The organism is Stenotrophomonas maltophilia, assembly GCF_013464485.1.
GTDB lineage: Bacteria > Pseudomonadota > Gammaproteobacteria > Xanthomonadales > Xanthomonadaceae > Stenotrophomonas > Stenotrophomonas maltophilia_AW.
Window position 1 is genome coordinate 18,229 of sequence record NZ_RAUX01000018.1, and the last position, 25,427, is coordinate 43,655.

The 25,427-nt window shown below is 64.9% G+C and carries 25 protein-coding genes and 1 pseudogene; 20 read left to right on the plus strand and 6 right to left on the minus strand.

The annotated features are described in order from the left end of the window. Positions 1 to 563: 563 nt before the first annotated feature. From D7Y61_RS08565 to D7Y61_RS08585, 5 genes and pseudogenes are all read left to right on the plus strand, one after another. Positions 564 to 772 (plus strand): annotated as a pseudogene (locus D7Y61_RS08565) (integrase); the annotation flags it as partial. A gap of 215 nt (positions 773 to 987) precedes the next feature. Next, positions 988 to 1,953 carry a CBASS oligonucleotide cyclase gene (locus tag D7Y61_RS08570; protein ID WP_026070609.1) on the plus strand — a complete coding sequence of 322 codons (966 nt, stop codon included), beginning with the start codon at positions 988 to 990 and terminating at the stop codon, positions 1,951 to 1,953. A 7-nt stretch (positions 1,954 to 1,960) separates the two neighbouring features. Further along, a complete protein-coding gene (locus tag D7Y61_RS08575; RefSeq protein WP_026070608.1) occupies positions 1,961 to 2,476 on the plus strand; it encodes a hypothetical protein in 516 nt (171 codons plus the stop codon). Next, entirely contained in the window at positions 2,476 to 3,408 is a 933-nt protein-coding gene (locus D7Y61_RS08580; protein ID WP_017355006.1) for an AAA family ATPase, read from the plus strand. The genes D7Y61_RS08575 and D7Y61_RS08580 overlap by 1 nt, the downstream gene beginning before the upstream one ends. Before the next feature lie 135 nt (positions 3,409 to 3,543). After that, entirely contained in the window at positions 3,544 to 4,269 is a 726-nt protein-coding gene (locus tag D7Y61_RS08585; protein ID WP_026070607.1) for a DUF6602 domain-containing protein, read from the plus strand. A 652-nt stretch (positions 4,270 to 4,921) separates the two neighbouring features. Here D7Y61_RS08585 and D7Y61_RS08590 read toward each other — a convergent pair. After that, positions 4,922 to 5,383, minus strand: coding sequence for a DUF6265 family protein (locus tag D7Y61_RS08590; RefSeq protein WP_180866006.1), 462 nt, complete (start codon positions 5,381 to 5,383; stop codon positions 4,922 to 4,924). A 213-nt stretch (positions 5,384 to 5,596) separates the two neighbouring features. Between D7Y61_RS08590 and D7Y61_RS08595 the strand changes: the two genes are divergently transcribed. After that, a complete protein-coding gene (locus tag D7Y61_RS08595) occupies positions 5,597 to 6,184 on the plus strand; it encodes a helix-turn-helix domain-containing protein (protein WP_345776229.1) in 588 nt (195 codons plus the stop codon). Positions 6,185 to 6,203: 19 nt separating this feature from the next. Here the strand turns inward: D7Y61_RS08595 and D7Y61_RS08600 are convergent, their stop codons facing one another. Further along, positions 6,204 to 6,683, minus strand: a complete 480-nt coding sequence (locus D7Y61_RS08600) for a GNAT family N-acetyltransferase (protein WP_180865910.1) — start codon at positions 6,681 to 6,683, stop codon at positions 6,204 to 6,206. A gap of 133 nt (positions 6,684 to 6,816) precedes the next feature. On the opposite strand from D7Y61_RS08600, the gene D7Y61_RS08605 reads away from it, so the two are divergent. Both D7Y61_RS08605 and D7Y61_RS08610 read left to right on the plus strand, forming a co-directional pair. Further along, entirely contained in the window at positions 6,817 to 9,012 is a 2,196-nt protein-coding gene (locus D7Y61_RS08605) for a hypothetical protein (protein WP_180865911.1), read from the plus strand. Positions 9,013 to 9,083: 71 nt separating this feature from the next. Further along, positions 9,084 to 9,569: a TspO/MBR family protein gene (locus D7Y61_RS08610; RefSeq protein ID WP_180865912.1), complete on the plus strand. Its 486-nt coding sequence runs from the start codon at positions 9,084 to 9,086 to the stop codon at positions 9,567 to 9,569. 16 nt (positions 9,570 to 9,585) lie between these two features. Here D7Y61_RS08610 and D7Y61_RS08615 read toward each other — a convergent pair whose 3' ends face one another. Further along, positions 9,586 to 9,879 carry a hypothetical protein gene (locus D7Y61_RS08615; RefSeq protein WP_071227401.1) on the minus strand — a complete coding sequence of 98 codons (294 nt, stop codon included), beginning with the start codon at positions 9,877 to 9,879 and terminating at the stop codon, positions 9,586 to 9,588. 252 nt (positions 9,880 to 10,131) lie between these two features. Here D7Y61_RS08615 and D7Y61_RS08620 point away from each other — a divergent pair, with 252 nt between their 5' ends. The 3 genes from D7Y61_RS08620 to D7Y61_RS08630 are packed head-to-tail and all read left to right on the plus strand — an operon-like array spanning position 10,132 to position 15,225. Next, the gene (locus tag D7Y61_RS08620; protein WP_180865913.1) at positions 10,132 to 12,369 is read left to right on the plus strand and encodes an ATP-binding protein; all 2,238 of its coding nucleotides are present in this window, start codon (positions 10,132 to 10,134) and stop codon (positions 12,367 to 12,369) included. Beyond that, a complete protein-coding gene (locus tag D7Y61_RS08625; protein WP_180865914.1) occupies positions 12,366 to 12,833 on the plus strand; it encodes a response regulator in 468 nt (155 codons plus the stop codon). Before D7Y61_RS08620 ends, D7Y61_RS08625 begins: the two co-directional genes overlap by 4 nt. Next, a complete protein-coding gene (locus tag D7Y61_RS08630; protein WP_180865915.1) occupies positions 12,826 to 15,225 on the plus strand; it encodes a response regulator in 2,400 nt (799 codons plus the stop codon). The genes D7Y61_RS08625 and D7Y61_RS08630 overlap by 8 nt, the downstream gene beginning before the upstream one ends. Positions 15,226 to 15,227: 2 nt before the next feature. On the opposite strand, the gene D7Y61_RS08635 is transcribed toward D7Y61_RS08630, so the two are convergent. From D7Y61_RS08635 to D7Y61_RS08645, 3 genes are read right to left on the minus strand one after another with little or no spacing between them, the layout of a single operon-like run. After that, positions 15,228 to 15,920 carry an oxidoreductase gene (locus D7Y61_RS08635; protein ID WP_180866007.1) on the minus strand — a complete coding sequence of 231 codons (693 nt, stop codon included), beginning with the start codon at positions 15,918 to 15,920 and terminating at the stop codon, positions 15,228 to 15,230. An 11-nt stretch (positions 15,921 to 15,931) separates the two neighbouring features. Further along, complete coding sequence (locus D7Y61_RS08640; protein WP_180865916.1) at positions 15,932 to 16,603, minus strand: ChrR family anti-sigma-E factor; 672 nt, start codon at positions 16,601 to 16,603, stop codon at positions 15,932 to 15,934. Beyond that, positions 16,600 to 17,223 (minus strand): sigma-70 family RNA polymerase sigma factor, encoded by a 624-nt coding sequence (locus D7Y61_RS08645; RefSeq protein ID WP_180865917.1) that lies wholly within the window; start codon positions 17,221 to 17,223, stop codon positions 16,600 to 16,602. The genes D7Y61_RS08640 and D7Y61_RS08645 overlap by 4 nt, the downstream gene beginning before the upstream one ends. Positions 17,224 to 17,355: 132 nt before the next feature. On the opposite strand from D7Y61_RS08645, the gene D7Y61_RS08650 reads away from it, so the two are divergent. The 9 genes from D7Y61_RS08650 (at position 17,356) to D7Y61_RS08690 (ending at position 25,389) form a co-directional block, all read left to right on the plus strand. After that, positions 17,356 to 18,123, plus strand: coding sequence for a hypothetical protein (locus D7Y61_RS08650; RefSeq protein ID WP_180865918.1), 768 nt, complete (start codon positions 17,356 to 17,358; stop codon positions 18,121 to 18,123). Positions 18,124 to 18,204: 81 nt separating this feature from the next. After that, a complete protein-coding gene (locus D7Y61_RS08655) occupies positions 18,205 to 19,155 on the plus strand; it encodes an acyl-CoA desaturase (RefSeq protein WP_180865919.1) in 951 nt (316 codons plus the stop codon). Between the two features lies 1 nt (position 19,156). Beyond that, positions 19,157 to 20,434: an NAD(P)/FAD-dependent oxidoreductase gene (locus D7Y61_RS08660; protein WP_180865920.1), complete on the plus strand. Its 1,278-nt coding sequence runs from the start codon at positions 19,157 to 19,159 to the stop codon at positions 20,432 to 20,434. Beyond that, positions 20,431 to 21,198 (plus strand): DUF1365 domain-containing protein, encoded by a 768-nt coding sequence (locus D7Y61_RS08665; protein ID WP_180865921.1) that lies wholly within the window; start codon positions 20,431 to 20,433, stop codon positions 21,196 to 21,198. Before D7Y61_RS08660 ends, D7Y61_RS08665 begins: the two co-directional genes overlap by 4 nt. Next, positions 21,195 to 22,454, plus strand: a complete 1,260-nt coding sequence (locus D7Y61_RS08670; RefSeq protein WP_180865922.1) for an SAM-dependent methyltransferase — start codon at positions 21,195 to 21,197, stop codon at positions 22,452 to 22,454. Before D7Y61_RS08665 ends, D7Y61_RS08670 begins: the two co-directional genes overlap by 4 nt. A 1-nt stretch (position 22,455) precedes the next feature. After that, on the plus strand, positions 22,456 to 22,995 hold the full coding sequence (locus D7Y61_RS08675) for a DUF2878 domain-containing protein (RefSeq protein WP_180865923.1): 540 nt from the start codon (positions 22,456 to 22,458) through the stop codon (positions 22,993 to 22,995). Further along, positions 22,992 to 23,777 carry a DUF1295 domain-containing protein gene (locus D7Y61_RS08680; protein WP_180865924.1) on the plus strand — a complete coding sequence of 262 codons (786 nt, stop codon included), beginning with the start codon at positions 22,992 to 22,994 and terminating at the stop codon, positions 23,775 to 23,777. Before D7Y61_RS08675 ends, D7Y61_RS08680 begins: the two co-directional genes overlap by 4 nt. Continuing rightward, positions 23,774 to 24,847: an SAM-dependent methyltransferase gene (locus D7Y61_RS08685; protein WP_180865925.1), complete on the plus strand. Its 1,074-nt coding sequence runs from the start codon at positions 23,774 to 23,776 to the stop codon at positions 24,845 to 24,847. Before D7Y61_RS08680 ends, D7Y61_RS08685 begins: the two co-directional genes overlap by 4 nt. Before the next feature lie 8 nt (positions 24,848 to 24,855). Continuing rightward, entirely contained in the window at positions 24,856 to 25,389 is a 534-nt protein-coding gene (locus D7Y61_RS08690) for a lipocalin family protein (protein WP_180865926.1), read from the plus strand. Positions 25,390 to 25,427: the final 38 nt, after the last annotated feature.

The window sequence follows — 25,427 nt, forward strand, 5'->3', positions numbered from 1 at the left end:
AGTCCCATTGCGCTTTTGGATACGAGCCATCCACACGAATTGCGCGTGGCGTTCGGATAACGCAACCCTAAGCAAAGGCATCGATCGCCCCACCCTAAACTTCTGACGCACAACTCAGCTGCCGAGATAGAGAAGCCGCCTGTTTGCACCTGGAAATGGGCGGCACCCATTTATTCGTAGCATTTGCCAACAACAGCAATCGAATCCACGCCAGGGCCAGGCGCCTTCAATCCGTGATGCTGATGCACCAGTCAATGCCAGATGGCGCCATCGGGCAGAGACTCTGGCTGGTCTACCATCAGTAGATAGTCAGGAGCAAGATGACGCTGAGGGTTCGGCGCCGCGCGATAGGCCTGAATGACGTACTGGACCAGCGGGACTTCCACCCCAAACCGAAGACCTTAGGTGCCCCGCATGTACTCCTCGCGCACCATCTGCCGTTGTGCGCCAGTCAGTTGCGGATACTGCCCACCGCTAGGATCACCGATGACGCGCTGTCCTGCCGCGTGCGGGCACCCGGGTTGACTTGGCGATAGGCGCCCCACACCACCGCCGTGGTCATCCAGCACCGCGCCGCACTCGCCGGCCTGGAGGGGACTTCGGCGGACACAACCTGCGCTCGGGCTTCATCACCGAAGGGGCGCACCAAGGCTTGGCGCTGCCCGCCCTGATGGCGAATACCGATCACCGCTCGGTGGCCAGCGCGGCTGGCTACTTCCAGCAGGGCGGCGCCCAGCACAACCCGGCCGCACGGCTGCTCGACGCGGATTGAGCCCGTCCCAGGCGCGCCGCGTCCCGGCACCCACCCACGCCCTTGAAACTGTGAAAGCCATCCCAATGTTGATCGGGAGCTATCAGCTTTCCGGCCCGTGATCGGGGAAGAGTCGCAGTTCCTGCGACAACGAGCCGGCAAGTTGGCAGCGGGGAAGTCGCAGTACCACCTCACCTATCCGCCGGTCGGCACGCGCCCGGCTTGGAGATCGATGCATGGGAACGCAGCACGTAGGCCATAGGGAGCTTGTCAATTTTGCCGACGATCGGGTCAATCTGCCACGCGATAAAGCCAATGAGCTACGCGCGCAGGCGCGTGGACTGAGAGAGCGTCTGGAGACCTACCTAGGGCAGCACCCGGATTTCACCCTTCGAAAGATGATCCTTTCGGGAAGTCTGGCAAAAGGCACCGCATTGCGGTCGCTCAACGACATTGACGTGGCCTGTTACATCAGTGGGGCAGACGCCCCCAAGGACATTGGGAGGCTGCTGGAGTACTTGGCAGAGCGGCTTCGAAAGGCTTATCCAAATTTCAAGCCCGAACAAGTCAAGCCCCAGACTTACTCCGTAACAGTCTCGTTCCAAGGTTCTGGGCTGGATGTGGACGTGGTGCCGATCCTCTATGACGGCGATCCTGACTGGTATGGCAACCTAGTCAGTCAGGATGATGGCTCGTTCTTGAGAACCAGCATTCCCCGGCACCTAGAGTTTGCCAAGCGGCGTAAACAATTGCAGCCTTCGGATTTTGTGCAGGTGGTGCGCTTGGTCAAGTTCTGGGCAAGGCGCATGAAGACGGAAGTTCCCGGCTTTCGTTTCAAGTCCTTCATGATCGAGATGATCCTGGCAAAGCTGTGCGATGAGGGGCGTGATTTCTCCAACTACCCCGAAGCGCTCCAGCACTTCTTCACCTACGTGGCGCAGAGCGGCCTTCGCGAACAAATCGCATTCCAGGATTACTACCCTACCGCCATTATCGCCGCCTTCTCCGAGCCTATGCAGATCATTGATCCGGTGAACGAGAAGAACAACGTGGCCAAATTGTACGGTCACGCGCAGGTCGATGCCATTGTCGAGGCGGCATTGGATGCCGGCGACGCGATTGATGCGGCACTGGCTGCACCGACCAAGCAGGAGACCGTGCGCTACTGGCAAAAGGTCTTCGGCTCTTCCTTCCAAGCGTGAGGGCCCTATGACTGGCAGCTACACACAATCAAGCACCAGCACCTTTACGATCACTCATGCCCGCCACATGGCAGCGAAATTGGCCGCCGACCTCAAGCGTATGCAGCGCTTCTATGGGGCGCCCAGCGATGACAGAATCGCCGCTTATGAGACCGAAGTGGTTGAATTGTTGAAGGCCGGCTATCTGGACACAGTCACCTACGGTTTCAAGCGGGGTGATAACTGGATCGAGCCCACACTGCGCTACACCGCAAAAGATCTTGCAGGCATGTCCGGAATCGATGACGATCCCGGCAAGCTCCGCCCAGGCGCAGATGTATCCGGGGCGAGCTTCTACAACTACCTGACGTATTCCTCTGCCTGGTTCACGCTGTCGGCTCCTCAGCGGGAGTCATTTGAAAAGTCGCTTCCATTTCAGCGTACCGGGGCAGCCGAGCCTGGTATCAGCGGAAGCCTGGTGTCTGACCGCAGCTACTCTGCGGGTGGCAAGGCACTCGACCGCCTCAGTGTCAGGAGCTACTAATGCACTCAAAGCCAACCCTTGACGAGTTGTTTGATCAACGTCGCATCTATCCGGACATCGACGCCCGCACCCGATTGGATCGGCTGATTGGCGTGGACGATCAGAAGGCTCGCTTGTCGAAGATTCTCGGCCTGCTAGTCCACCCAGCTGGCCTGGAATTGTGGGCCAAGCGCCATCACCCAGGTGCCGCAACGCTGCTTGATTCCGTACTGCGCCGACCTCCTTTGGTCATTCTTTCCGGTGACGTCGGCTCTGGCAAAACCGAATTGGCAGAGACTATCGGTGATGCCGTGGCGCGACAGGAGAAGATTGATATCACCTTGTTCCCGCTCAGCCTGGCCACCCGAGGCAAGGGACAGGTTGGCGAGATGACCCAGCTACTCACCACAGCGTTCGACTACGCGCTGGCAGAAGCGACCAAATTGCAAGGTCGCGGAAAAAGCACCGGAGGGGTCATCTTGCTGGTGGATGAGGCCGATGCGCTGACCCAGTCTCGGGAATCGGCGCAGATGCACCATGAGGATCGAGCAGGGGTCAATGCCTTCATCAGGGGTATCGATCGTCTGGCGCAGACGAAGGTGCCCGCCGCCGTGATCATGTGCACCAATCGCCTCAACGCGCTGGATCCGGCCGTACGCCGTCGCGCCGCTGACATTTTGACCTTCAACCGTCCTGATTCAGCTCAGCGACGCTACGTCCTGGAACACCAGTTGCGACCGCTGGGTCTATCCTCCGTGCAGATCGAAGGGCTGGTAGAGGCCACTGGAGCGAAGGATGGACAAGAGGTCGGCTTCACCTACTCTGACATCACACAGCGGTTGATCCCCTCGATCGTACTAGATGCTTATCCAGACCGATCGATTGAGAGCAAACGCGCGCTTGAGATTGCTCGCCCAATGCAGCCAACGCCGGCGTTTCAGGATCATGGCTGAGATGCCTTCCCAGCACGCGCCGGGGCGCCGCTGACACTGTTTCGTGTGGCACAGCTGGCTGCCCCACCCCAGTCGCTGCTATTTCACATTGTTGACCAGGCAAGCGCCTGCTGCTGAGTGTATGGAGGTCCCAAGATGTCCCAATGGTCACTTTCACAGCTGCTTTCTTCATTGCATGAGGATGTTCAGCTGCGCCTTGCCACTGTCCGGAAGACGTTCAATCACCCAGGGTCCAAGGGGGATGCCAGTGAGAACGTGTGGATCAGCTTGCTGGATACCTACCTACCAAAGCGCTATCAAGCTGCGAAGGCACACGTGGTGGATAGTCAAGGAAATTTCAGCCAGCAGATTGATGTGGTGATTTTCGATCGGCAGTATTCACCGTTTATTTTCACCTACGAGGGTGAAATCATTGTTCCTGCCGAGAGCGTCTATGCGGTGTTCGAAGCCAAGCAGACAGCGAATGCAGAGCTGGTGGCGTACGCCCAGCAGAAGGTGGCAAGCGTTCGACAGTTGCAGCGCACTAGCCTGCCAATCCCGCACGCGGGTGGGGTCTATCCGCCAAAGGCCTTGATGCCAATTCTTGGCGGGCTGCTGACCTTTGAAAGTGACTGGAGTCCAGCGCTTGGGCCCTCCCTGGAAAGGGCACTGACCGCCAATCCCGGCGACGGGCGCTTGGACCTTGGCTGCGTTGCTGCGCATGGTCACTTCTTCTTTGACCATTCCAAGGATCGCTATCTCTTTGTGAATGAGAACAAGCCCGCGACGGCGTTCCTCTTCAAACTCATCGCCCAACTTCAGTTCAGTGGGACCGTACCGATGATTGATGTTGAGGCTTACGGCCAGTGGCTGACGAAGTGATGGCTTGGTCATGGCAGCTGTTGGGCGCGACATGAGGCATGCCTGCCCGGGTACTCCGCGCTGTTTAGCGAGGAAGCTTGCCTGAGGGAGACGCCTCTAGGCTTCACGCGCTTCGTGCCCAGCTCGAGGTGCACCGAGTGAGGTCGCTGCCTTCCGGCCCGGAGCACGGATGTTTCAACTTGGGGCGTCGCGCGATTAGCTTGTGCACAATCAGCGTCAGCGGGCCAGCGCGAGGCTGGCTGAATCTCTAGCGATGCCGCGACTATCCCTTCCTCCGAGTCCGAGTCCGAGCCCCACCTCGACCACGTGGCGGGGCCGACCTAAAGGAAGAGGTTCGCAACCTCCAATGGCCACCTCGACTGCTGCGAGAGCGGCTCGGCCACAATCATCGATAGCCTGCCGGACAAGAGCATTCCAGTCCCCACAGCATTGATTACGCTCGTTTGAACTACGCCGCCGGGCACAGCCGCTCCATTGGCTTTGCCTCAAATTAGAAGCCGTGCATTGGCGCCGCACCAAATTCATGCACTAGCGTTGTGCAATGTCCAACTACACAGCATTGGCGCGCGCGCGATTGTGGTGCAACACCGCATCGATCCATTGATTAATCAATGAGATACAGAATCATAGTTTTGCGCGTGCAACATCCCACTCACTCCCCGCAGCGCCGATAGTCAAACGGAATCCGTAGGATCTTCCCATCAACTCCCCGACCGGAGATGCTCGCCTTCAGCGCAGTGCCATCCCGCCGGTACTCGATCCGCTTCGGGAAGTCATGCTGCGGGTTCTCGAACACCACCCAGTTTTCGCCGTGGTCAGCAATGACGAACGAGGTTGGCGCCACGCCATTGGGCTGCACATGCAGGCCAGCCGCTTTGCCTGCAGGCAGCAGGCGCATGTACTCGAATGACTCCATATCGCCGTGGCTCAGCGTGCGCGACATCCCAAGCAAAGCGCCGCCGGCCTCGGGCAGCCAGACCTCATCAAGCCTGCGCTCCTCGGTGTCGCCACACCAATGCCCGGCCAGCCAATCGAACTCGGCCGGTGCAGCCATGGCCGCGCCGCTTCCCAACGCCAGGCCTGCGCCCAGCAACACCACCTTCAACTTCAACATGTACAGACCTCCTTGATGGATTGGCTGCAGGCTAGCGGCAGGCGTGCAGGTCATCTATCCCGATGGCCGCTGCGAGTTGCTGGCGGAACTGGGCGTGCCACTGATCTTCATGGGGCAGATGGCCGGATCCGCTCCAATCTGCCGTTCTGCTTCGCTGCACAGCAATGCGGTCCGATTCGTCTGCAGGCTGTCGGCCCGGTTTCCTGCATCGGCGTGCGCCTGCAGCCGGCCGCGAGCGCCTTGATTGCCGGCGTCCGCCTGCCCGGGCTTCGCGACCAGGCGCAGGACCTGTACACGCTGGATGCCATCTTTGCCGAGACCATCAGCGCCGCCGCGCGGGCAAGCGCCGCCAGCGGAACGCCCGAGCCCCTCTGGCAGGTGCTGCGGGATCGTTGTGCCGGCTTCGCGCTGGACGAGCGCATCGAACTGGCCGTTGCGGAACTGGATGCAGCGGAAGGCACTCTGCGCATCGCGGAACTGGCACGGCGGCTTGGCATGTCCCTGCGTGGCTTGCAGTCGCGTTTTCTGGCGGCCGTGGGCATGACCCCGAAAGAATATGCCCGGGTTTGCAGGCTGCAGGCTCTGTTGCACACGCTGGATGGAGAAGCCACCAGCATCGCCTCCGCTGCGGCGCGCCACGGTTACAGCGACCAGGCCCATGCCACGCATGATCTGGTGCGCTGGACCGGCGTCACACCCGGTCGACTGGCCCACACACTGCGCGGTGATCGTGGCAGTAACGATGCACTGCGGCTGGCAGCGGCCTTCGTGCGTGGAAGCAGTGTCGCCCGCTCACCGTGAGCCCCTGCCCTGCGTCGTCCTACAGGAACCGGTGCATCACATACACGTCAACCAACCCCAGCGTTCGATGCCGGAACGCCGCCGGTAGCGTCCCGACCACGGCAAAGCCCAGCTTCCGGTACAGCTCAACCGCTGGCGCATTGGTGCTGACCACGTAATTGAACTGCATGGCCAGGAACCCCTCCGATCTGGCCCGGACCAGACTGTCTTCCACCAGCGACCGCCCGATGCCATGCCCCTGCGTCAGCGGATCGACCACGTAGGTGGCGCTGGCCACATGCGCCCCCAGGTCCGGGTAGTTGGCGCCCATCTTGTACATTCCGACCACGCGCCCTTCCAGAACAGCCACAAAGGCCGCCTGCACTCCGAACCAATGGCTCCGGAAGGTGCCGGCCTCGAAGGTGCCGGCGAACGGGAGCGAATCCTCCATCGCAATGGCCGCCTTGAAGATCGCCCAAATGGCGTCGAAGTCACCGGCGGTGGCAGCTCGGATTTCCATGCGATTCCTCGCGGATCGGCGTAGCGGGCAAGGCGGACACTAGCAGAATCCAGCAAGTGCCCCGCACCCGCTTCACGCGCCACCGCCATGGGTTCGGCAATAGTTGAGTGAATTCCGGCCCTTAGAGCAGTACATGCCCCCTACTTCCGCGCGCATCCCACACCGGCTCCGCCGATGGCGCGTCGCTGGCTACATCCTGCTGGGCATGTACGTTCTCTACCTGCTGGCCGGCAACATCTTCCTCAACACCCCGCTGTTCGACCAGGTCACCAACCGCAAGCCGCACAAGTTCGTGATGACGACCGGCCCAGCCATCACGCTGCTGCCTGGCCACGTCATTGCCTGGAACGTGCATATGCGCGGCCACGTCAACCATACCGTCTACGTACTGCACGCCGAGCGTGCCAGCGCCCGCCTGGCGGTCCTGCCCCTGTTTAGCCGCGAAGTGCGGGTTCCCCGATTGCAGGCCACAGGCGTGTCGGCCGAAATCAGTCGCGTCGAGGACGCCATTCCGTCGCCCCCGCGCGGCGACCAGGGTTGGACCCTGCGTTTCGACGCCATCCACAGCGACAGCATCCGCAGCGCCCGGCTCGGAAAGCTGTTGATCATCGGCAAGGGCCAGGGCACGGTCGGGTTCCTCAAGCAGCTGCGCGGCGGCCCATCGGAACTGTTCGATTCCGAGGTCTCGTTCAGCAAGGCAGACACCAGCTATGACGGCGTGCAGCTGCTGGGCGACATGGATCTGACCGCGCGCTTCAGCTATCCGCGGCACTATCGCGACCAGGCGCCCGGCCTGGCCAAGTTGAAGCTGCTGCATGCGCAACTTGAGGTGGATGCGCGCAGCCAGGGCGTGCGCATGGATACGGACGCCACAACGCCAAAGATCTCCAGCGCGCCCGTGCCTGGACGCCTGCAACTGGCGGTCCACCTGATCGACGGCCAACTGCAACCCGGTGACCGCGCGCTCTGGCAGGTGCCGCTCTTCCTCGGCGATGGCGCACCCAATCGCGGTGTGCTGGCCCTGCAGCTCAATGTGGCCAACGACCTGCGCCTGCAGGCCCGTCTGCCGCCACGCCCGGATTCGGCCGCCGGCATCGATGCCGACCTGCACATCGCCGGGCGCGAGATTCCCTTCCAGCACCCTGCCCAGCTGCTGGAACGCAGCTCCGGCACCGTGCGCGGCGAATGGACGTTCACCTCGCTCAACTGGATCCCTGCCCTGTTCGTGCGCAAGCCGTGGCTGCAGCTGGATGGCGGCGGCACCCTGAAAGCAGATCTGCGCCTGCGCAATGGCGAACTGATCGAAGGCAGTACCGTGGACATCCCTTCGGCTGCAGCCGTGGCCGAGGTCGCTGGCGTGCGGCTGGCCGGCACGGCCAGTGCGCATGGCGAGCTGAAGGCCGGCATCCCCAACCAGGCACAGCTGGCGATCCGGCTGCCCCACTTCACCGCGCGCCCCAGCGATGCGAAGGATGTGCGGCTGTTCGACGGGCGTGACCTGGCCGTGGACCTTACCGGCGATGGCCGCCTGCAGGAACTGCGCAAGGGCGTTCGCGCACGGTTGCGTTTCAGCGAGGCGACCATCCCTGACCTGGCCGCCTACAACCGCTACCTTGGCTCTCAACAGGTACGCCTGCTGCGTGGCACCGGCAGCCTCAGCGGCGACGCCACGCTCGACACCGATGGCCGCGTCGGCCACGGCACCGCGCGCCTGCTGGGGCGCAACGCCAGTGCGAAGGTTGCAGGCCTGGACATGGGCGGCGATGTCGACGTGAGCGCGACGCTTCGCCGTGGGGACTTCAACCAGCGCCACTTCGATCTGTCCGGCACCACCGTGGAGCTGCGCAATGTGCAGGTGGCGGGCACCGATTCCAGCAGCGCTTGGAAAGGCCGTGCTGTGTTCAAGCGGGGCCGCATCGACGCGCAGTCCCCGTTCCAGGTGGACGCTACCACCGATCTGACCCTGAGCGATGCACGCCCCCTGCTGGCCGTGTTCGCCAAGCGCACCGACTACCCGCGCTGGACGCTGTCCCTGCTCGACTCCGGCCAGGTCGATGCGCAGGCCACGCTGCGCTGGCGCCCAGGTCATCTGCTGATCGATGGCCTGCGGGCCGAGAATGATCGCCTGACGGTACGTGCGCGGCTGGATCTTCTGGAGCAGCGCAAGCGTGGCGATCTCTACCTGCGCTGGGGGCTGCTGGGCGCGGGCATCGAGCTTGATGGCGAACATCGCCAGTGGCATCTGACCAAGGCGCGGGAATGGTTCGACCAACGCCCTTCGCTGTTGCCGGCTGGCGGAAGTGGAAGCGCTGCGGGTTCTTCAGATTGATCGCCCCGGGCTGCATCCATTGGCCGCTTCCGTTCGTATGAGCGGGTAAACACAGGATGGAGCAGCACGGAATGAAGCGGCGTTCACAGGTTATGGGTCTTCTGGGATGGGTTGTGGTCACTTTTGCGGCGGCGGCAGTCGGCGCGTGGGCATCGACATCCGCCGCCAGCTTCTACGCCACCCTCGCCCTGCCCGCGTGGGCACCGCCTGCCAGCGTGTTTGGCCCGGTGTGGAGCCTGCTCTACGCGATGATGGCCATTGCGGCGTGGCTGGTCTGGCGCGAACGCGGCTGGCGCAACGCACAGCCGGCCCTGGTGCTCTATCTGGTGCAGCTGGCCGTCAATGCCCTCTGGAGCTGGCTGTTCTTCGGCTGGAAACTGGGCGCGCTGGCCTTCGTTGACATCCTGGCACTGATCACGCTGGTCTGCGCAACGATCGTTGCCTTCGCCCGCCTCCATCGCGGCGCAGCGGTGATGCTGCTGCCTTACCTGGCCTGGATATCGTTCGCCTCGGCGCTGAACTTCGCGGTGTGGCGGGCCAATCCCGGATTGCTGTGAGCCGGGATCAGGACTCTCAGGCCTGTGCGACGCGCTGCGGCTGCCATGCACGCAGCAACGCTGGCTTGAACGCCTGCTGGCCACAACCCGTGGGGCATCGCACCACGCGCGCGGCAGTGTGGCTGACCAGCCCTTGCCCTTCCTCGGCCTTGAACACCGTTTCGCAGCTCATGCACCGCGCAACCAGCGAGTACAGGTGGAGCAGGCGCCCACTGGCCGGATCCTGCAGGGCATCCACATCCAGCAGTTCAAACTGGCAGCTGTCGGCAAGCACGCGGTATGGCGTCGAAGGCAAGGTCTGCAGGTTCACGGGGCGTGGTCACTCAGGAATGTGCGTTCACCGTACGCAAGTCGGTGTCGAGTGCGCGTGCAGCGCACATGTACCTTTCGCGAAACATGCAAGTGCTGTTGGAATGTTCGTATGAAGAATTCAGGTTTGAATGAAACGTTCTTCACACGCACGTACCGGTATGCGAATGCACGATTTTGCGTCACCATCCGTGCATGCCGGATGCAACGCTGGGCCAGTCCAGCCATCCACGAATCATGAGTCCCGCCTTTGATGCCTTCTGCCGAGTCCACGCACGACACTGCCTTGTCCAGTTGCGCGCGCGAACCGATCCACACCCCCGGCGCGATCCAGCCCTACGGTGTGCTTCTGGTACTGGAACCGCAGTCACTGCGGGTGCGCGAGCGCGCCATCAGCCAGCCCAGGCTGCTGCAGCAGTTCGGCGAGCCACTGATGCAGCACGTCAGCGAGGTGTTGGGCGGCGTGCTGGCGCCGTTCGAGGCGTTGTTCCAGCAGGCCGCGGTTGGCAGCAGCGCCCACGTCGGCGCCGTGCACCTGGACGGCCACGGCCGGCATCAACTGCTGGTGCACCGCTCCGCCACCGACCTGCTGGTCGAGCTGGAGTCACCCGTTCCCGGCCAGCCGGGCTCGCTGGAGGAACTCTACCCGGCCATCCGCGAGCTGATGACCGCCATCGAGTCGGCCACGACGGTGGAAGACCTGTGCCAGCTGGCCGCCGAACACATGCGCCGGCTCACCGGCTTCGATCGCACCCTGGTCTATCAGTTCGACCCCGGCTGGAACGGCATCGTGGTGGCCGAGGATGGCAACGGCCTGTTACCGTCCTACCTGGACCTGCGTTTTCCCGAGTCGGACATTCCGGCCCAGGCCCGCGAACTGTATCGTCGCAACCGGGTACGGCTGATCGCAGACAACAACTACACCCCTGCCCCGCTGATGCGCGCCGAGGACCATCGCGACGCACCGCCCACCGACCTCAGCCTGGCGGTGTTGCGCAGCGTTTCGCCGGTGCACATGCAGTACATGCGCAACATGGGCACCGGTGCATCGATGTCGGTGTCGCTGGTGCACGAAGGCCAGCTGTGGGGCCTGGTGTCGTGCCACACGGTGCATCCGCGCCGGCTGCCCTACCACGTGCGCACGGCGTGCGAGTTCATGGGCCAGATCCTGTCGCTGCAGATTGCCCTGAAGGAACGTGCGCGGGCCATTGAAGAACGCGTGGCGCGCCGCTCGGTGCTGGTCAAGCTGCTGGCCCGCATGGCCGGCGACGAGGACTTCATGGCTGCGCTGCGCCACGATGAAGCCAGCCTGCTGTCGCTGACCGGCGCCGCTGGCGCTGCCATCGTGCACAAGGGCGACTGCATGCGCGTGGGCGTGTGCCCGCCCGCGACCGACGTGCTGGCCCTGGCCGATTGGCTGGCCGCACAGCAGGCCGGGCAGGAAACGTACTGCACCGACCATCTGGCCGGCGACTGGTCGCCTGGCGTGCGCCTGGCCGACGTGGCCAGTGGCGTGCTGGCGGTGTCCATCTCGCAGCTGCATGACAGCTACCTGATGTGGTTCCGCCCCGAGGTGGTGCGCACCGTGCGCTGGGGCGGCGACCCACGCAAGACCGCCGCGCCGGACGTGGCGCTGTCCCCGCGCAGCTCTTTCGAGGCCTGGAAGGAAACCGTCCAGCAGCGCAGCCTGCCGTGGAATGACGCCGACCGCGAGGCCGCGCACGAGATGCGCACCGCCATCGTCGACATCGTGCTGCGCAAGGCCGAGGAAATGGCCGAGCTGAACGAGCAGCTGATGCGCAGCAACAAGGAGCTGGAAGCCTTCTCGTACTCGGTCAGCCATGACCTGCGCGCGCCCTTCCGCCACATCGTCGGCTATTCGGAGCTGCTGGGCAGCTCGGCGGGTGAACGCCTCAACGATACCGAACGCCGCTTCCTCGACACCATCGTGGAATCGGCCAAGTCGGCCGGTACGCTGGTGGACGATCTGCTGAGCTTCTCGCAGATGGGCCGTTCCACGCTCGGCCGGGTACGGCTGGATATGACGGCGCTGGCCGAAGATGTGCACCGGAGCCTGGCTTTGGACTACGCCGGACGCGACGTGCAATGGACGCTGGCGCCGCTGCCGGAGGTGGAGGCCGATCCGACGATGTTGCGTCTGGTCTGGCAGAACCTGCTGGCCAACGCGATCAAGTTCACCCGCGAGCGCGAGCAGGCCGTTATCGAGGTCGGTCACGAGCGCAACGTCGACGAAGACCACTTTTTCGTGCGTGACAACGGCTGCGGCTTCGACATGCGCTACGTGGACAAGCTGTTCGGTGTGTTCCAGCGCCTGCATCACGTCGAAGAATTCGAAGGCACCGGCATCGGCCTGGCCAATGTACGCCGCATCATCGGCCGCCATGGCGGCCGTACCTGGGCCGAGGGCGAGCCCGGCAAGGGCGCCACGATTCATTTCACCCTACCCCGTTCCACAGGAGATCTCCCATGAGGGACCTGCGGCCGATCCTCCTGGTGGAGGACAGCCCCAAGGATGCCGAGCTGACGCTGGCCGCGTTGTCGCGCTGCCAGTTGCTGAACGATGTCATCCATGTACGCGATGGTGCCGAGGCGCTGGATTACCTGCGCTGTGAAGGCAAGTTCGCCGGCGCCATGCACGGCGGCCCGGTGGTGGTGCTGCTGGACCTGAAGCTGCCCAAGGTGAACGGCCTGGAAGTGCTGGAACAGGTGCGCGCTGACCCACAGCTGAGCAGCACACCGGTGGTGATGCTGACCTCTTCGCGCGAAGAACAGGATCTCGTGCGCAGTTACGAACTGGGCGTGAACGCATTCGTGGTCAAGCCAGTGGACTTCAAGGAGTTCTTCGACGCCATCCAGGGGCTGGGCATGTTCTGGGGCATCACCAACCAGCCCCCGCCGCATCGGCCCAACGGCTCGGGGCAGCACAATGCGTGATGGATCGCGCCGCAGCGAGCGCCTGCGCATCCTCATGCTGGAGGACAGCGCGCTTGATGCGGAGCTGATCAGCGCACAGCTGCAGCGTGCCGGCCTCGATTTCGAGGCCGAGCGCCTGTGGACCCGCAATGCCTTCATCGAGGCAATTGAGAATCGCGCCTTCGATGTGATCCTGGCCGATCATGTGCTGCCCGGATTCGACGGCGACGCTGCACTGGTGCTGGCGCGCGAGCGGATTCCGCAAACGCCCTTCATCTTCGTCTCCGGCACGCTTACCGAGGAGTTGGCCGTGCAGGCCCTGACCCGCGGCGCGCGCGACTACGTGGTCAAGCAGCGCCTGCAGCGCCTGCCGGATGCGATCCGTCGTGCGCGGCAGGAGGCCCATGAACGCACCCAGCTTGTGCAGGCGCAGGCCGCACTGAACGACAGCCAGGCGCAGTTGCAGCAGGTAACCGATGCCGTCCCTGCGCTGATCGCCCAGCTCGACACGGCGCATCGCTACCGCTTCGCGAACAAGGCGTTCCTGGACTGGCACGGCGTCAGCCTGGCCGAACTGCTGGGTCGCGCGGCACGGGATGTCAGCGGCATTTCCGCCTTCGAGCACGCCCTGCCCAGCCTGGAGCGGGTACTGCAGGGCGAGCGCACCAGCTTCCAGGTCGAACTGGTCCACCGCAGCGGCGAATCACGATTCGTGCAGATGGACTGCGTACCGGAACATGCGGCCGATGGCAGCGTGGTCGGCTACATCTGCATGGGCAGCGATGTTTCACTGTTGAAGCAGGCCGAACTGGCGCTGCGCGAGGACAACCAGGTTCTCGAGCGACAGGTGCAGGCACGCACCGCCGAGTTGCGGGCCAGCAAGCGGCGCCTGCAGGCGATCTTCGAATCCAGCTTCCAGCATCAGGTGCTGTTGGATCTGTCCGGACGCGTGGTTGATGCCAATGACGCGTCACTGGCCGCGGTGCTTGCGGACAAGAAGGACACCGTTGGCGCGCGCTTCGGCGAATCGCTCTGGTTTGTCACAACCGATGGCATCAGTGCGCTGATCGACCAGGCCGTCGCCGCAGCCGTACAGGGCCGCAGTTCGCTGCATGCACTGGAACTGGAACTCCCGACCGGGCGGCGCAGCTTCGACTTCTCGTTCCGCCCGCTGCTGGATACCGAAGGCGTGGTCACCGCCGTGGTTTCCGAGGCAGTGGAAACCACCGCGCGGCTGCAGGCTGAACATGCGCTGCGCCAGTCACAGAAGATCGAGGCGGTCGGCCAGCTCACCGGCGGCATCGCGCATGATTTCAACAACATTCTTACGGTCATTTCCGGCAACGTTGAGCACGCCATGCTGCTCAACGAGCGCGCAGGCGAACCCGGTGCGATGGTCAGCCGTGCGCTGGACAATGCGCTGAAGGGCGTGGGCCGTGCCGCCAGCCTGACCCAGCGCCTGCTGGCCTTTGCCCGCCGCCAGCCGCTGCACAGCCAGGCCGCCAACCTCAACGAGCGCCTGCTGGACATGCACGACATGCTGCAGCGTGCGCTGGGCGAGCTGGTGCAGCTGGAGATCCGCAGCGCCCAGGACATCTGGTGCGTGGAGATCGACGTGAGCCAGCTGGAGGCCTCCGTACTGAACCTGGCGGTCAATGCCCGCGATGCGATGCCACATGGCGGCCGGCTGGTGATCGAGGTCGACAACAGCCACCTCGACCACGATTACGCCGCCCTGTTCCCGGATGCAACGCCGGGCGAGTACGTGATGCTGCGGGTGCGCGACAACGGCCACGGCATGGACGCGGCTACCCTGGCGCGCGTGTTCGAACCGTTCTTCACTACCAAGCAGGTCGGCCGCGGCACCGGGCTTGGTCTGTCGATGGTGCATGGCTTCGTCAAGCAGTCCGGCGGCCACGTGCTGATCGATTCGGTGGAAGGCGGCGGCACCAGTATCACCATGATGTTCCCGCGCTCACCACTGGCCCTGCCCTGCGAAGCACGTGCGCCGCAGGCTGGCCTGGCCGGTTACGCGCCGCGCGAGGAAACCGTCCTGGTGGCCGAGGACAACGACGATGTGCGCGCGCACACGGTGGATGCGCTGCGCCTGCTGGGCTATCGCGTACTGGAAGCGCATGACGGACCATCCGCGCTGCGGTTGCTGGAGCGGCCGGACACCAGGGTCGACCTGCTGTTCTCCGACGTGGTGATGCCCGGCATGTCGGGCTGGGAGCTGGTCCGCGAGGTCCGCGAGCGCTGGCCAGAAATTGTCGTGCTTTTCACATCGGGCTATCCACGCGACCACGAAGCGGTGGGCAGTCAGGGGCGGTTCCCAGCGCTGCTGCCGAAGCCGTTTACCCGCAGTGACCTTGCGCAGGCGGTACGCACCGCGCTGGACGCTGCCGCGCACTGAGCTCACGCGGCCGGATCACGCATGCCTGCCGCGATCCGGTTGATGTCCGCGCACTCCACCGTCGCAGGCGGATGCTCTCTTCTGGCCAGTGTGATCATCGCCTGGCCCACCGCCAGATTGCTGCTGACCAGTGAAGGGACGAGTGCGCCAGCCAGTTTCATCAGCGGCGCGCCACCCCAGTACAAGGGCTTGAGCACCGCGTGGCGCGTGCCGGTTCCCGATACCGGCCGCACGCCGCCCGGGCGCAGCATCACGGTACGCACCGGCAGGGCCTGCAATGCAACCTCGGTCTCGCCCTTGATCCTCAACGGCATCAGCCGGCTCCGAGGGTCCGCACCGGCACCGGATACATACAGAAAAAACCCTTCGGGATTCGCAGCCGCCCAGGCACTGGCCACCGCCAATGTCGTGTCCAAGGTCACGCGCCGGTATTCGGCCTCAGTGGTGCCGACCGGTGGTGCGCCGGCGCAATAGAAGCAGGCATCGAACCCGGCCAGTTCTTCCAACCGCCCCTGGATACGCAGGAAGTCCGGAACGATCAGTTCGCTGCCGGCGCCGCTCAGACTTCCCGGGTGGCGGACCAGCGCTGTCAGGCGGGACACATGTGGTGAGCGTTGGCAAGCCAACGCCACACCCTGCCCGACCAGGCCTGCGGCACCGGTCAACAGAATCCGTAATGCGCCCGTCCCGGCCATCGTCGCCCCCGCTAGAGTTTCACGAAACGCTGGATCTTCCTTGCCAGCCAACCACTGAACACCAGCGGTGCATCCAGCGCCGACACGCAGATGCACGGCACGCCTGGTGCAGTTACCGGCTGATGCTCCACGTCCTCATCCAGATCCGCCACGTCGCCGGGCGCGAACAACCCCAGCGCATCATTGTACGAGCCCCGCAGGATCTGGGTCAGCTCGCTGCGGCCGTGGCTGTGCATCGGCAGGCACTTGCCCGGGGCGATCTTCAGCATGATCAACGAAGGCATCTGCACTGCGCGGATGCAATGCACGCCCGGCGCCATCCAGCGCCAGCGCAGGCCACTGAGCGACGCACCAAAATACGGGTGAAGCGAAGCAGGAAGGTGGTCCGGATCGGCTTCGGGCCGCTCTCTCGAAGCGGGCCGCGAGGCCAAAGCCAAGGCAGGCGCATCCCCCGCCAGCCGCATCAACATCGCATCACGCAACTGTTCGCGACGCAGGTCGGCCACAGCTGGCTGGGTCTGTTCCAGCAAGACAGATCCGATCGCTTCGGCCTCACGCAGGCGCTGGCGACAGTGCGGGCACTGCTCCAGATGGGCGCCTGCCACGATGCTCAACGGCGCAGGAAGCGCGCCCGCGGCGTAGCTCATCAGCGTGGATTCGTGCAGATGGTGGTGCGGATTCACAGCGCACCTCCCACTTTCGACTGCAGTTGCAGGAACGCACGCCGCAGGTGCGATTTCACCGTGCCCAGCGGCATGCCCAGCGCTTCGGCGATCTCGCTGTGGCTCTTGGCCTCGAAGTAGGACATGCGCACCAGCCGCGCCTGCACAGCGGGCAGCTCATTGATGCGCTGGCGCAACCGGGCCTGGTCGGCGAACTGTTCGGCGCTGCTGCGCTCGACCACGTCCATCATTGATGCGTCCTCCACCGCCACCTGTACCTGCATCCAGCTGCGCTCGCGGCGCACGCGGTCGATATGCAGGTTGCGGGCGATGCGGTACAGCCAAGTGCTCAACGCGCCCTGCGCGGCATCATAGTCGGCCGCGCGCAGCCACAGGCGCAGCAGGCATTCCTGCGCCAGCTCTTCGGCCACCGCCTCGGGCGCGCCCAGCCCGCGCAGATAGATGCACAGGCGCGGCATGAAATGGTCGTAGATCCGCATGAAACAGTCGCGGTCGCGCAGCCGCGCGACACCGTCCATGTCACCGGCCCAGTTTTTCGGCTCGCTGCTGGGCTGCTGGGAGCTGGACACGATGCGTGCGCTGTTGAAGTTGGCGAGGGTGCTGGCGGCGTCAGGGTACATCTGCGTTCGCGGCGGGCGGGTGAAGGTCTGTTCCCTGTACGGGCGTGGACGGCCATTGGATGCAGTCCGGATTGCGCATCCAACCCGCCCCGTCTGCCGTACGACCTGGACCCGCCCTTACGGATGAATGCCATGCGCATCGCCTGGCTGTTGTTGTGCCTGCCCCATGCCGCGCTGGCGGCCCCCTGGCTGCGCAGCGAGGGCGTGGCTTCGTCCTCGCAGGGCCGGATCCTCTACCGCGAAGTTCACTGGCGCCGCGACGCAAGCGAGGGTGCCGAGCGCTGGGTGCTGTACCAGTGCCCGGGTGGCCAGTCGTTCGCCCGCAAGCACCTGCCGACCAGCACCCTTGCGCAGGCCCGCGGCTATTCGCTGCAGGACCGGCGCAGCGGCCAGACGGCCGAGATCGAGACCGCCAACGGCGCCGTGTCGGTCGCCTGGAAGGAGGATGCTGCCAGCCCGCCCAGGCAGCGCAGGCTCGATCTGCCGCCGGACGCGGTGATCGATGCGGGATTCGACGCGGCGGTCCGCCTGCACTGGACAGCGCTGATGCAGGGCGAACGCATTTCGCTGCCGTTCCTGGTGCCGGGGCGGCAGCGCTACTTCCCGGTGCAGGTGCGGCATACCGGCACCCTGCGCTGGCAAGGCATCGACGCCCAGTCGATCGAGGTCAGCCTGGACACCTGGTATGGCGGCATCGCGCCCCGCCTGTCGCTGGTCTATGCCAACGCCGACCGGCGCCTGCTGGAATTCAACGGCACCAGCAACCTGCGCGATGCGCGCGGCACCTATCCGCAGGTGACGGTGCGCTTCAGCTTGCCTCCGGCACAACGTCCAGCAACGGAATGGCAGCAGGCATGGGCGCAGCCACTGGTCGACCGCTGCCCCGTCACGAACACGTGAAGCCGACATTCACTGCAACGCGTCGCATCCATTGCGCATTCTGCTGCGTAAAGGAAGACACGACACCCGCCGAGATCCGCCATGGCCTCTGTATCGCCCCTCCCCCGTCGACGCTGGCGCCTGCTGCGCACCCTGCAGCGTTGGGTTGATACCGGCGACGCCGCGGAAGCCGGCACGGAACAGCCGGGCCGCATCGATTGGCTGCGTGCGGTACCGTTCGCACTGATGCACGTGGCGTGCATCGCGGCAATCTGGGTGGGCACCTCATGGACGGCCGTCATCGTGGCTGCGACGCTCTACGCGGTGCGCATGTTCGCCATCACCGCGTTCTATCACCGTTACTTCTCGCACCGCACCTTCCAGGCACCACGCGCCGTGCAGTTCGTGTTCGCGGTGATCGGCGCGTCCAGCGTCCAGCGCGGGCCGCTGTGGTGGGCCGCGCATCATCGCCATCATCACCGCCATGCCGACCAGCCGCTGGATCCGCACTCGCCGCGCGAAGGCGGTTTCTGGCGCAGCCACATGGGCTGGTTCCTCACCCGCGAAGCCTTCACCACCGACCTGTCGCGGGTGCCGGACCTGGCGCGCTTCCCGGAACTGCGCTGGCTGGACCGCTTCGACACCGCCATCCCCGTGCTGCTGGCCGTCGGCCTGTATGCATTGGGTGCAGCACTGGAGCACTGGGCACCGGGCCTGCGCACCTCCGGCCCGCAGTTGCTGGTGTGGGGATTCTTCATTTCCACCATCGTGCTGTTCCATGCAACGGTCACCATCAACTCGCTGGCCCATCGCTTCGGTCGCCGCCGCTTCGAAACCCGCGACGACAGCCGCAACAATGTCTGGCTGGCCCTGTTGACCTTTGGCGAAGGCTGGCACAACAACCACCACTTCTTCCCCGGCACCGTGCGCCAGGGCTTCCGCTGGTGGGAGATCGACCTGACCTGGTACGGGCTGCGCGTGATGGCAGCGTTCGGGCTGGTGAAGGGACTCAAGCCCATCCCCGAGTGGGTGCTGGCAAAGGCGAGGTACTGACATGCGCATCGCCATCATCGGTTCTGGCATCTCGGGGCTGGCCAGCGCGTGGTGGCTGCAGGAACGGCACGACGTGACGCTGTTCGAGGCCAACGATTACCTGGGCGGCCATACCCATACCCACGACGTGCAGATCGACGGCACGTGCATGGCCGTGGACACCGGCTTCATCGTCTTCAACCCCCGGCACTACCCGCTGCTGACGGCGCTGTTCGATGAACTGGGCGTGGCGTCACAGCCGACCACGATGAGCTTCTCGATGCACAGCGAGCGCAGCGGTGTGGAGTACAACGCCACCTCGCTGGATGGCCTGTTCTGCCAGCGACGCAACCTTGTATCGCCGCGCTTCTGGGGCATGCTGGCCGACCTGCGCCGCTTCTATCGGGATGCCCCGCTATTGCTGGCCGAGGAGGAAGGCCCAACGCTGGGCCAGTACCTGCGCGATCAGCGCTACGGCGAGGCCTTCATTGAAGAGCACCTGCTGCCGATGGCCTCGGCGCTGTGGTCGTCGCCCACCACTACGGTGCGGGACTTCCCCGCACGCTATCTGGCCCAGTTCATGGCCAACCACCAGATGCTGCAGATGACCGGGCGTTCGTCCTGGCGGGTCGTTACCGGAGGGTCGGCCCGTTACGTGGATGCACTGCGCCGCCGTTGGCGGGTGCATGAGCGCCTGCAGTGCCCGGTACAGCGGGTGGAGCGCATGCTCGCGGGCGCACGCGTGTACAGCGCCGCCGGCGTCGAGGCCTTCGACGAAGTCATCCTGGCCTGCCATAGCAACCAGGCGCTGGCTCTGCTGGGTGATGCCGACCCCGTCGAGCGCGAAGTGCTGGGTGCCATCCGCTACCAATCCAATGAAGCGGTATTGCATACCGACGCGTCGCTGCTGCCGCGCAATCGCAAGGCATGGGCGGCCTGGAACGCGCATGTCCCGCGGGATCCGACCGCGCCCTGCACGGTCAGCTACTGCATGAACCTGCTGCAGGGCCTGCCCGGCAGCACGCCATTGGTGGTCACCCTCAACCGCAGCGAGGCCATCGACCCTGCCAGGGTGCTGCGCACGCTGCACTATGCACACCCGGTGCACGATCATGCTGCGGTTCGCGCGCAGCAGAGATGGGCAGACCTGCAGGGCCATCGCCACACCTGGTTTGCAGGAGCCTACTGGGGCTGGGGTTTCCATGAAGATGGCATCCGCAGCGCCCGCCACGTAGTGGATGCGCTGGAGGCCTGCGCACCGCATCGCTGGGTATCGGCGCCATGCGAGGTGGCGGCATGAACGCCAGTGCGCTCTATTTCGGCCAGGTGATGCATCGCCGGCATCATCCGCACCCGCATGCGTTCCGTTACCCCGTCGCGCAGCTGCTGCTCGACCTGGATGAGCTGGATACGGTGTTCGCCCGGCGCTGGCTATGGTCGGTCAATCGCCCCAACCTTGCCGAGTTCCGGCGCAGCGACTATTTCGGCGATCCGGCACAGCCTCTGGCCGACGCCGTGCGCGACCATGCCGCGCAGACGCTTGGTCATCGTCCTTCCGGCCCGGTACGCCTGCTCACCCACCTTCGCTTCGCCGGGCATGTGTTCAACCCGGTCAGCTTCTACTACTGCTACCAGGCCGACGGCAGCACGCTGGACTGCATCGTGGCCGAGATCACCAATACGCCCTGGAAGGAACGACACGCCTACGTACTGCCGGTCGCCACGGCCCTCCACGAAGGTGCGTCGCTGCGTTGGCAGCTCGACAAGCGCTTCCACGTCTCGCCGTTCATGCCGATGGACTGCCGTTACGACTGGCGCTTCAACAGCCCCAATGAGGACCTGCGTGTGCACATGCAGGTCTGGCGAGACGGCATCCGCCAGTTCGATGCCACCCAGACGCTGCAACGCCGCCCGCTGGATGGCCGCGGACTGGCGCGGGTACTTGCCTGCTACCCACTGATGACCACCCAGGTGGTGGCCGCCATCCACTGGCACGCACTGCGGCTGTGGCTGAAGCGCAACCCCGTACACGACCACCCCACCCTTGCCGGGAAACCGCGATGAACTCGATGACACCTTCGGTCACCCTGCCGCGCCCCGGCGCGCTGGATGCCTTCCTGCGCCGCCGCCTGCTGGCACAGCTTGCCCCCCTGAGTGATGGCCACCTGTGCGTGCGCGATGCCCTTGGCGAGGTCCGGGTGGGCGACGCCCACGGCGGGCTGCGGGTGACGGTGACCATCGAAGACCCGGCGTTCTACCGGAAGGTCGCTGCGCAGGGCAGCGTCGGCGCCGGCGAGAGCTACATCCAGGGCGAATGGCACTGCGATGACCTGGTGGGCTTGATACGCCTGCTCGTGCGCAACCGCGACCTGCTGGACGGCATGGAGCGTGGCCCGGCCCGTGTGGCTGGCTGGCTGCTGCGCGGCTGGAACCGGCTGCACCGCAACAGCCGTGAGGGCAGCCGGCGCAACATCGCCGCCCACTACGACCTGGGCAACGATTTCTTCGCGCTGTTCCTGTCGCCGGACCTGATGTACTCGTCGGCGTTGTTCGCCAGCGAATCCGAATCGCTGGAATCCGCCTCGTTCCGCAAGCTGGACCGCATCTGCCAGCAGCTGCAACTCAAGCCCGGCGATCGCGTGGTGGAGATCGGTACCGGCTGGGGCGGCTTCGCGGTGCACGCGGCGCAGCACTATGGCTGCCAGGTCACCACAACCACCATTTCCGCCGAACAGCATGCGCTGGCCGCCGAGCGCGTGCGGGCCGCCGGCCTGCAGGATCGGGTCACGTTGCTGATGCAGGACTACCGTGATCTGCAGGGCCAGTTCGACAAACTGGTATCAATCGAGATGGTCGAAGCGATCGGTGCCGAGTACCTGGACACCTACATGGCCACGCTGCAGCGGCTGCTGAAGCCCGATGGCGTTGCCCTGCTGCAGGCCATCACCATTGAGGACCATCGCTACGAGCAGGCCCGGCGCAGCGTCGACTACATCAAGCGCTACGTGTTCCCCGGCAGCTTCATTCCCTCCATCAACGCGATCATGGCGGCCAAGACGCGGTCCAGCGACCTGCAGCTGATCGCCCAGCAGGATTTCGGCCATTCCTACGCGCTGACCCTGCGCGCCTGGCGCGAACGCTTCCTTGCGCAGCTGCCTGCAGTGCAGGCACAGGGGTTCGATGCACGCTTCTGCCGCCTGTGGGATTTCTACCTGGCCTACTGCGAAGGCGGCTTCCTGGAGCGTTCGATTGGTGTCTCGCATCTTCTGCTGGCACGCCCGGGCCATCGGCCCGCGGTCCCGGCTGGCGAAGGCAACTGAAATGCGCCGGTTCTGGGCCAACCTGCTTGGCAACCAGCTGGTCTGGCTTTGCGCCGTGGCCGGCGCCGGGCGCGGCTGGCAATGGCCCGCGCTGCTGGCCGCCTCGCTCTACATCGGCAGCCAGCTGCTGACCTCGGCCCATCCGCGGCTGGACCTGCGGCTGCTGGTGCTTGCGTTGGCCTGTGCCTGGCTGGTCGACGCCAGTGCAGCCGCCAGCGGCACCGTGCGCTATGCCGCCGCACCGCTGGGATGGGGGCCGCCGCCCTGGATCATGGCCTTGTGGGCGGCATTCGCCATGACCCTGACCACCTCGATGCGCTTCCTGCAGCGACATCCTGCCCTGCCGCCCCTGTTCGGCCTGCTGCTGGCGCCACTGGCCTACCTGTCGGCCGCGCGTGGATTCGATGCGGTGCAGTTCAATAGCCCGATGTGGCATGGCGTCCTGGTGCTTGGCACGGGCTGGGCGATTGCGCTTTCCCTGCTGTGCCACAGCGCGCGACGCGCTGCCCCACAACCACCCCTTGCGGGAGCGCCGTCATGATCAATCTCCTCTGGGTGCTGCTGTATGCGGCCCTGGTGATGAGCTGGGGCTGGGCATGGCAGCGCCGCCACCACAACATCGGCGTTGTGGATGTGCTCTGGGCCAAAGGCGTGGGCGCGGCCGCGCTGCTGCTGGCGTTGCTGGGCGATGGTGCGGTGACGCCACGGGTGGCGCTGGCTGTGCTCGGCGGCCTGTGGGGCGGTCGCCTGGCCCTTCATCTCTGGCATCGGGTCCGGCACGAAGCAGAGGACGGGCGCTATCGCTACCTCCGTGAGCACTGGCAGGGACACCAGGGGAAGATCTTCGGATTCTTCATGGCCCAGGCACTGCTGGTGGTGTTGTTTGCCCTGCCCTTCGTCGCGGTCGCCACCAATCAAACCGCTGGCACGACGCGCTGGGTGCTGGCGGCCGCGCTCATCTGGCTGCTGAGCGTGGGCGGAGAAGCGCTGGCCGACCGGCAGCTGGCCCGGTTCCGCGCCAACCCGGCGAACAAGGGCCGAACCTGCCGTGATGGGCTCTGGCGGTATTCCCGCCATCCCAACTACTTCTTCGAGTGGCTGCACTGGTTCACCTACGTGCTGTTGGCGATCGGCTCCCCGCTGTGGTGGCTGGCCTGGCTCGGCCCCGTGCTGATGTATGTATTCCTGCGCTATCTGAGCGGCATCCCGTTCACCGAAAAGCAGGCCCTGCGCAGCCGCGGCGACGACTACCGCGCCTACCAGCGCAGCACACCGATGTTCTTCCCCTGGTTCCCCCGCCCCTCCAAGGAGCATTCCGCATGAGCGCGATACCGTCACTGACTCCGGCAGAGGAAGCAGAAACCGGGCTGACCGCCTGGGCCGAACGCGGCCTGCTGCCGGACGCTGCGCTGCGTGCCGGCATCCGGCGGCTGTGCGCGCAACGCCTGCAGGAAGAATCGACCGGTGGTATCGAAGCGCAATCCGCCCGTTTCAGCCGCCGCATCGCCGAACTGGCCGACAGCCCGCTGGCCCTGCATACCGATGCCGCCAACCGGCAGCACTATGAAGTACCCGCCGCGTTCTTCCAGGCCTGCCTGGGCAGGCGGCTGAAGTACAGCAGCTGCTACTACCCCACCGGACACGAAACGCTGGACCAGGCTGAAGAGGCAATGCTGGAGCTGTACGGCCAGCGCGCTGGCCTGGCCGATGGACAGCACATTCTCGAGCTGGGCTGTGGCTGGGGCTCGCTGACGCTGTGGATGGCCGAGCGCTACCCGCGCGCAACGATCACGGCCGTGTCCAACTCACACAGCCAGCGCGAACACATCATGGCCCAGTGCCAGGCGCGCGGACTGCCCAATGTGGAGGTGCTCACTCGTGACGTGAATCAGCTGGAACTGCCCACCGCGCAGTTTGATCGCTGCGTTTCGGTCGAGATGTTCGAGCACGTGCGCAACTACGAGCGCCTGCTGGCGCGCATTTCGCAGTGGCTGAAGCCAGACGGTGCGTTGTTCGTGCACATCTTCGCCCATCGCACCTTGATGTATCCGTTCGAAACCGAGGGCGGCGACAACTGGATGGGCCGCCATTTCTTCACCGGCGGCCTGATGCCCGCCGCCGATACCCTGCTGCATTTCCAACGCGACCTGCGGCTGGATCAGCGCTGGTTGCTGGACGGCACCCACTATCAGCGCACCGCCGAGCACTGGCTGGCCAATCAGGACGCTGCGCGCCACCGGGTGATGCCGGTACTGGCGGCGACCTATGGGCCTGCGGCCGCGCGCATCTGGTGGCAACGCTGGCGGATGTTCTGGATGGCGTGTGCCGGGCTGTTCGGCTACGACGACGGCCAGCAATGGCTGGTGGCCCATTACCTGTTCCGTCCCCGCTGAGGTGTGACATGCGCATGTTCTCGCTGCTACCGCTGATCGCGGTCGGCCTGTTCGGCTCGGGCTGCTCGTCCAGCGACACCCGGCCACTGCCGCGTGCGCCCTCGGTGGATGTGCCGCGCTTCATGGGCGACTGGTATGTGATCGCCCATATCCCGTCCTGGCCCGAACGCGATGCCTACGATGCGGTGGAAAGCTATGCCCTGAAGCCGGACGGGCGCATCCAGACCACCTTTACCTATCGCAAGGGCAGCTTCGATGCCCCGCAGAAGTCGATGCACCCCATCGGCCATGTCGAAAAGGAAGGTGATGGCGCGATCTGGGGCATGCAGTTCATCTGGCCGATCCAGGCCGAGTACATCATCGCCTGGCTGGATGACGACTATCGCCAGACCATCGTCGCACGCAGCAAGCGCGACTACGTCTGGTACATGGCGCGCACGCCACAGGTATCCGACAGCGATTACCAGCAGGCCGTGCAGCGCATCGCCGAGATGGGCTACGACACAGGCCGCCTGCGGCGCGTGCCGCAATCCAACCGCTAGTGCGCGGCAGACATCACGCGATTGCGTCCCGCAACGTC

Excerpts from the sequence above, each read along its gene's own strand:
- D7Y61_RS08570 (WP_026070609.1), top strand. The coding sequence starts at position 988 with ATGGGAACGCAGCACGTAGGCCATAGGGAGCTTGTCAATTTTGCCGAC.
- D7Y61_RS08575 (WP_026070608.1), top strand. The coding sequence starts at position 1,961 with ATGACTGGCAGCTACACACAATCAAGCACCAGCACCTTTACGATCACT.
- D7Y61_RS08580 (WP_017355006.1), top strand. The coding sequence starts at position 2,476 with ATGCACTCAAAGCCAACCCTTGACGAGTTGTTTGATCAACGTCGCATC.
- D7Y61_RS08585 (WP_026070607.1), top strand. The coding sequence starts at position 3,544 with ATGTCCCAATGGTCACTTTCACAGCTGCTTTCTTCATTGCATGAGGAT.
- D7Y61_RS08590 (WP_180866006.1), bottom strand. The coding sequence starts at position 5,383 with ATGTTGAAGTTGAAGGTGGTGTTGCTGGGCGCAGGCCTGGCGTTGGGA.
- D7Y61_RS08600 (WP_180865910.1), bottom strand. The coding sequence starts at position 6,683 with ATGGAAATCCGAGCTGCCACCGCCGGTGACTTCGACGCCATTTGGGCG.
- D7Y61_RS08605 (WP_180865911.1), top strand. The coding sequence starts at position 6,817 with ATGCCCCCTACTTCCGCGCGCATCCCACACCGGCTCCGCCGATGGCGC.
- D7Y61_RS08610 (WP_180865912.1), top strand. The coding sequence starts at position 9,084 with ATGAAGCGGCGTTCACAGGTTATGGGTCTTCTGGGATGGGTTGTGGTC.
- D7Y61_RS08620 (WP_180865913.1), top strand. The coding sequence starts at position 10,132 with ATGCCTTCTGCCGAGTCCACGCACGACACTGCCTTGTCCAGTTGCGCG.
- D7Y61_RS08625 (WP_180865914.1), top strand. The coding sequence starts at position 12,366 with ATGAGGGACCTGCGGCCGATCCTCCTGGTGGAGGACAGCCCCAAGGAT.
- D7Y61_RS08630 (WP_180865915.1), top strand. The coding sequence starts at position 12,826 with ATGCGTGATGGATCGCGCCGCAGCGAGCGCCTGCGCATCCTCATGCTG.
- D7Y61_RS08635 (WP_180866007.1), bottom strand. The coding sequence starts at position 15,920 with ATGGCCGGGACGGGCGCATTACGGATTCTGTTGACCGGTGCCGCAGGC.
- D7Y61_RS08645 (WP_180865917.1), bottom strand. The coding sequence starts at position 17,223 with ATGTACCCTGACGCCGCCAGCACCCTCGCCAACTTCAACAGCGCACGC.
- D7Y61_RS08650 (WP_180865918.1), top strand. The coding sequence starts at position 17,356 with ATGCGCATCGCCTGGCTGTTGTTGTGCCTGCCCCATGCCGCGCTGGCG.
- D7Y61_RS08655 (WP_180865919.1), top strand. The coding sequence starts at position 18,205 with ATGGCCTCTGTATCGCCCCTCCCCCGTCGACGCTGGCGCCTGCTGCGC.
- D7Y61_RS08660 (WP_180865920.1), top strand. The coding sequence starts at position 19,157 with ATGCGCATCGCCATCATCGGTTCTGGCATCTCGGGGCTGGCCAGCGCG.
- D7Y61_RS08665 (WP_180865921.1), top strand. The coding sequence starts at position 20,431 with ATGAACGCCAGTGCGCTCTATTTCGGCCAGGTGATGCATCGCCGGCAT.
- D7Y61_RS08670 (WP_180865922.1), top strand. The coding sequence starts at position 21,195 with ATGAACTCGATGACACCTTCGGTCACCCTGCCGCGCCCCGGCGCGCTG.
- D7Y61_RS08675 (WP_180865923.1), top strand. The coding sequence starts at position 22,456 with ATGCGCCGGTTCTGGGCCAACCTGCTTGGCAACCAGCTGGTCTGGCTT.
- D7Y61_RS08680 (WP_180865924.1), top strand. The coding sequence starts at position 22,992 with ATGATCAATCTCCTCTGGGTGCTGCTGTATGCGGCCCTGGTGATGAGC.
- D7Y61_RS08685 (WP_180865925.1), top strand. The coding sequence starts at position 23,774 with ATGAGCGCGATACCGTCACTGACTCCGGCAGAGGAAGCAGAAACCGGG.
- D7Y61_RS08690 (WP_180865926.1), top strand. The coding sequence starts at position 24,856 with ATGCGCATGTTCTCGCTGCTACCGCTGATCGCGGTCGGCCTGTTCGGC.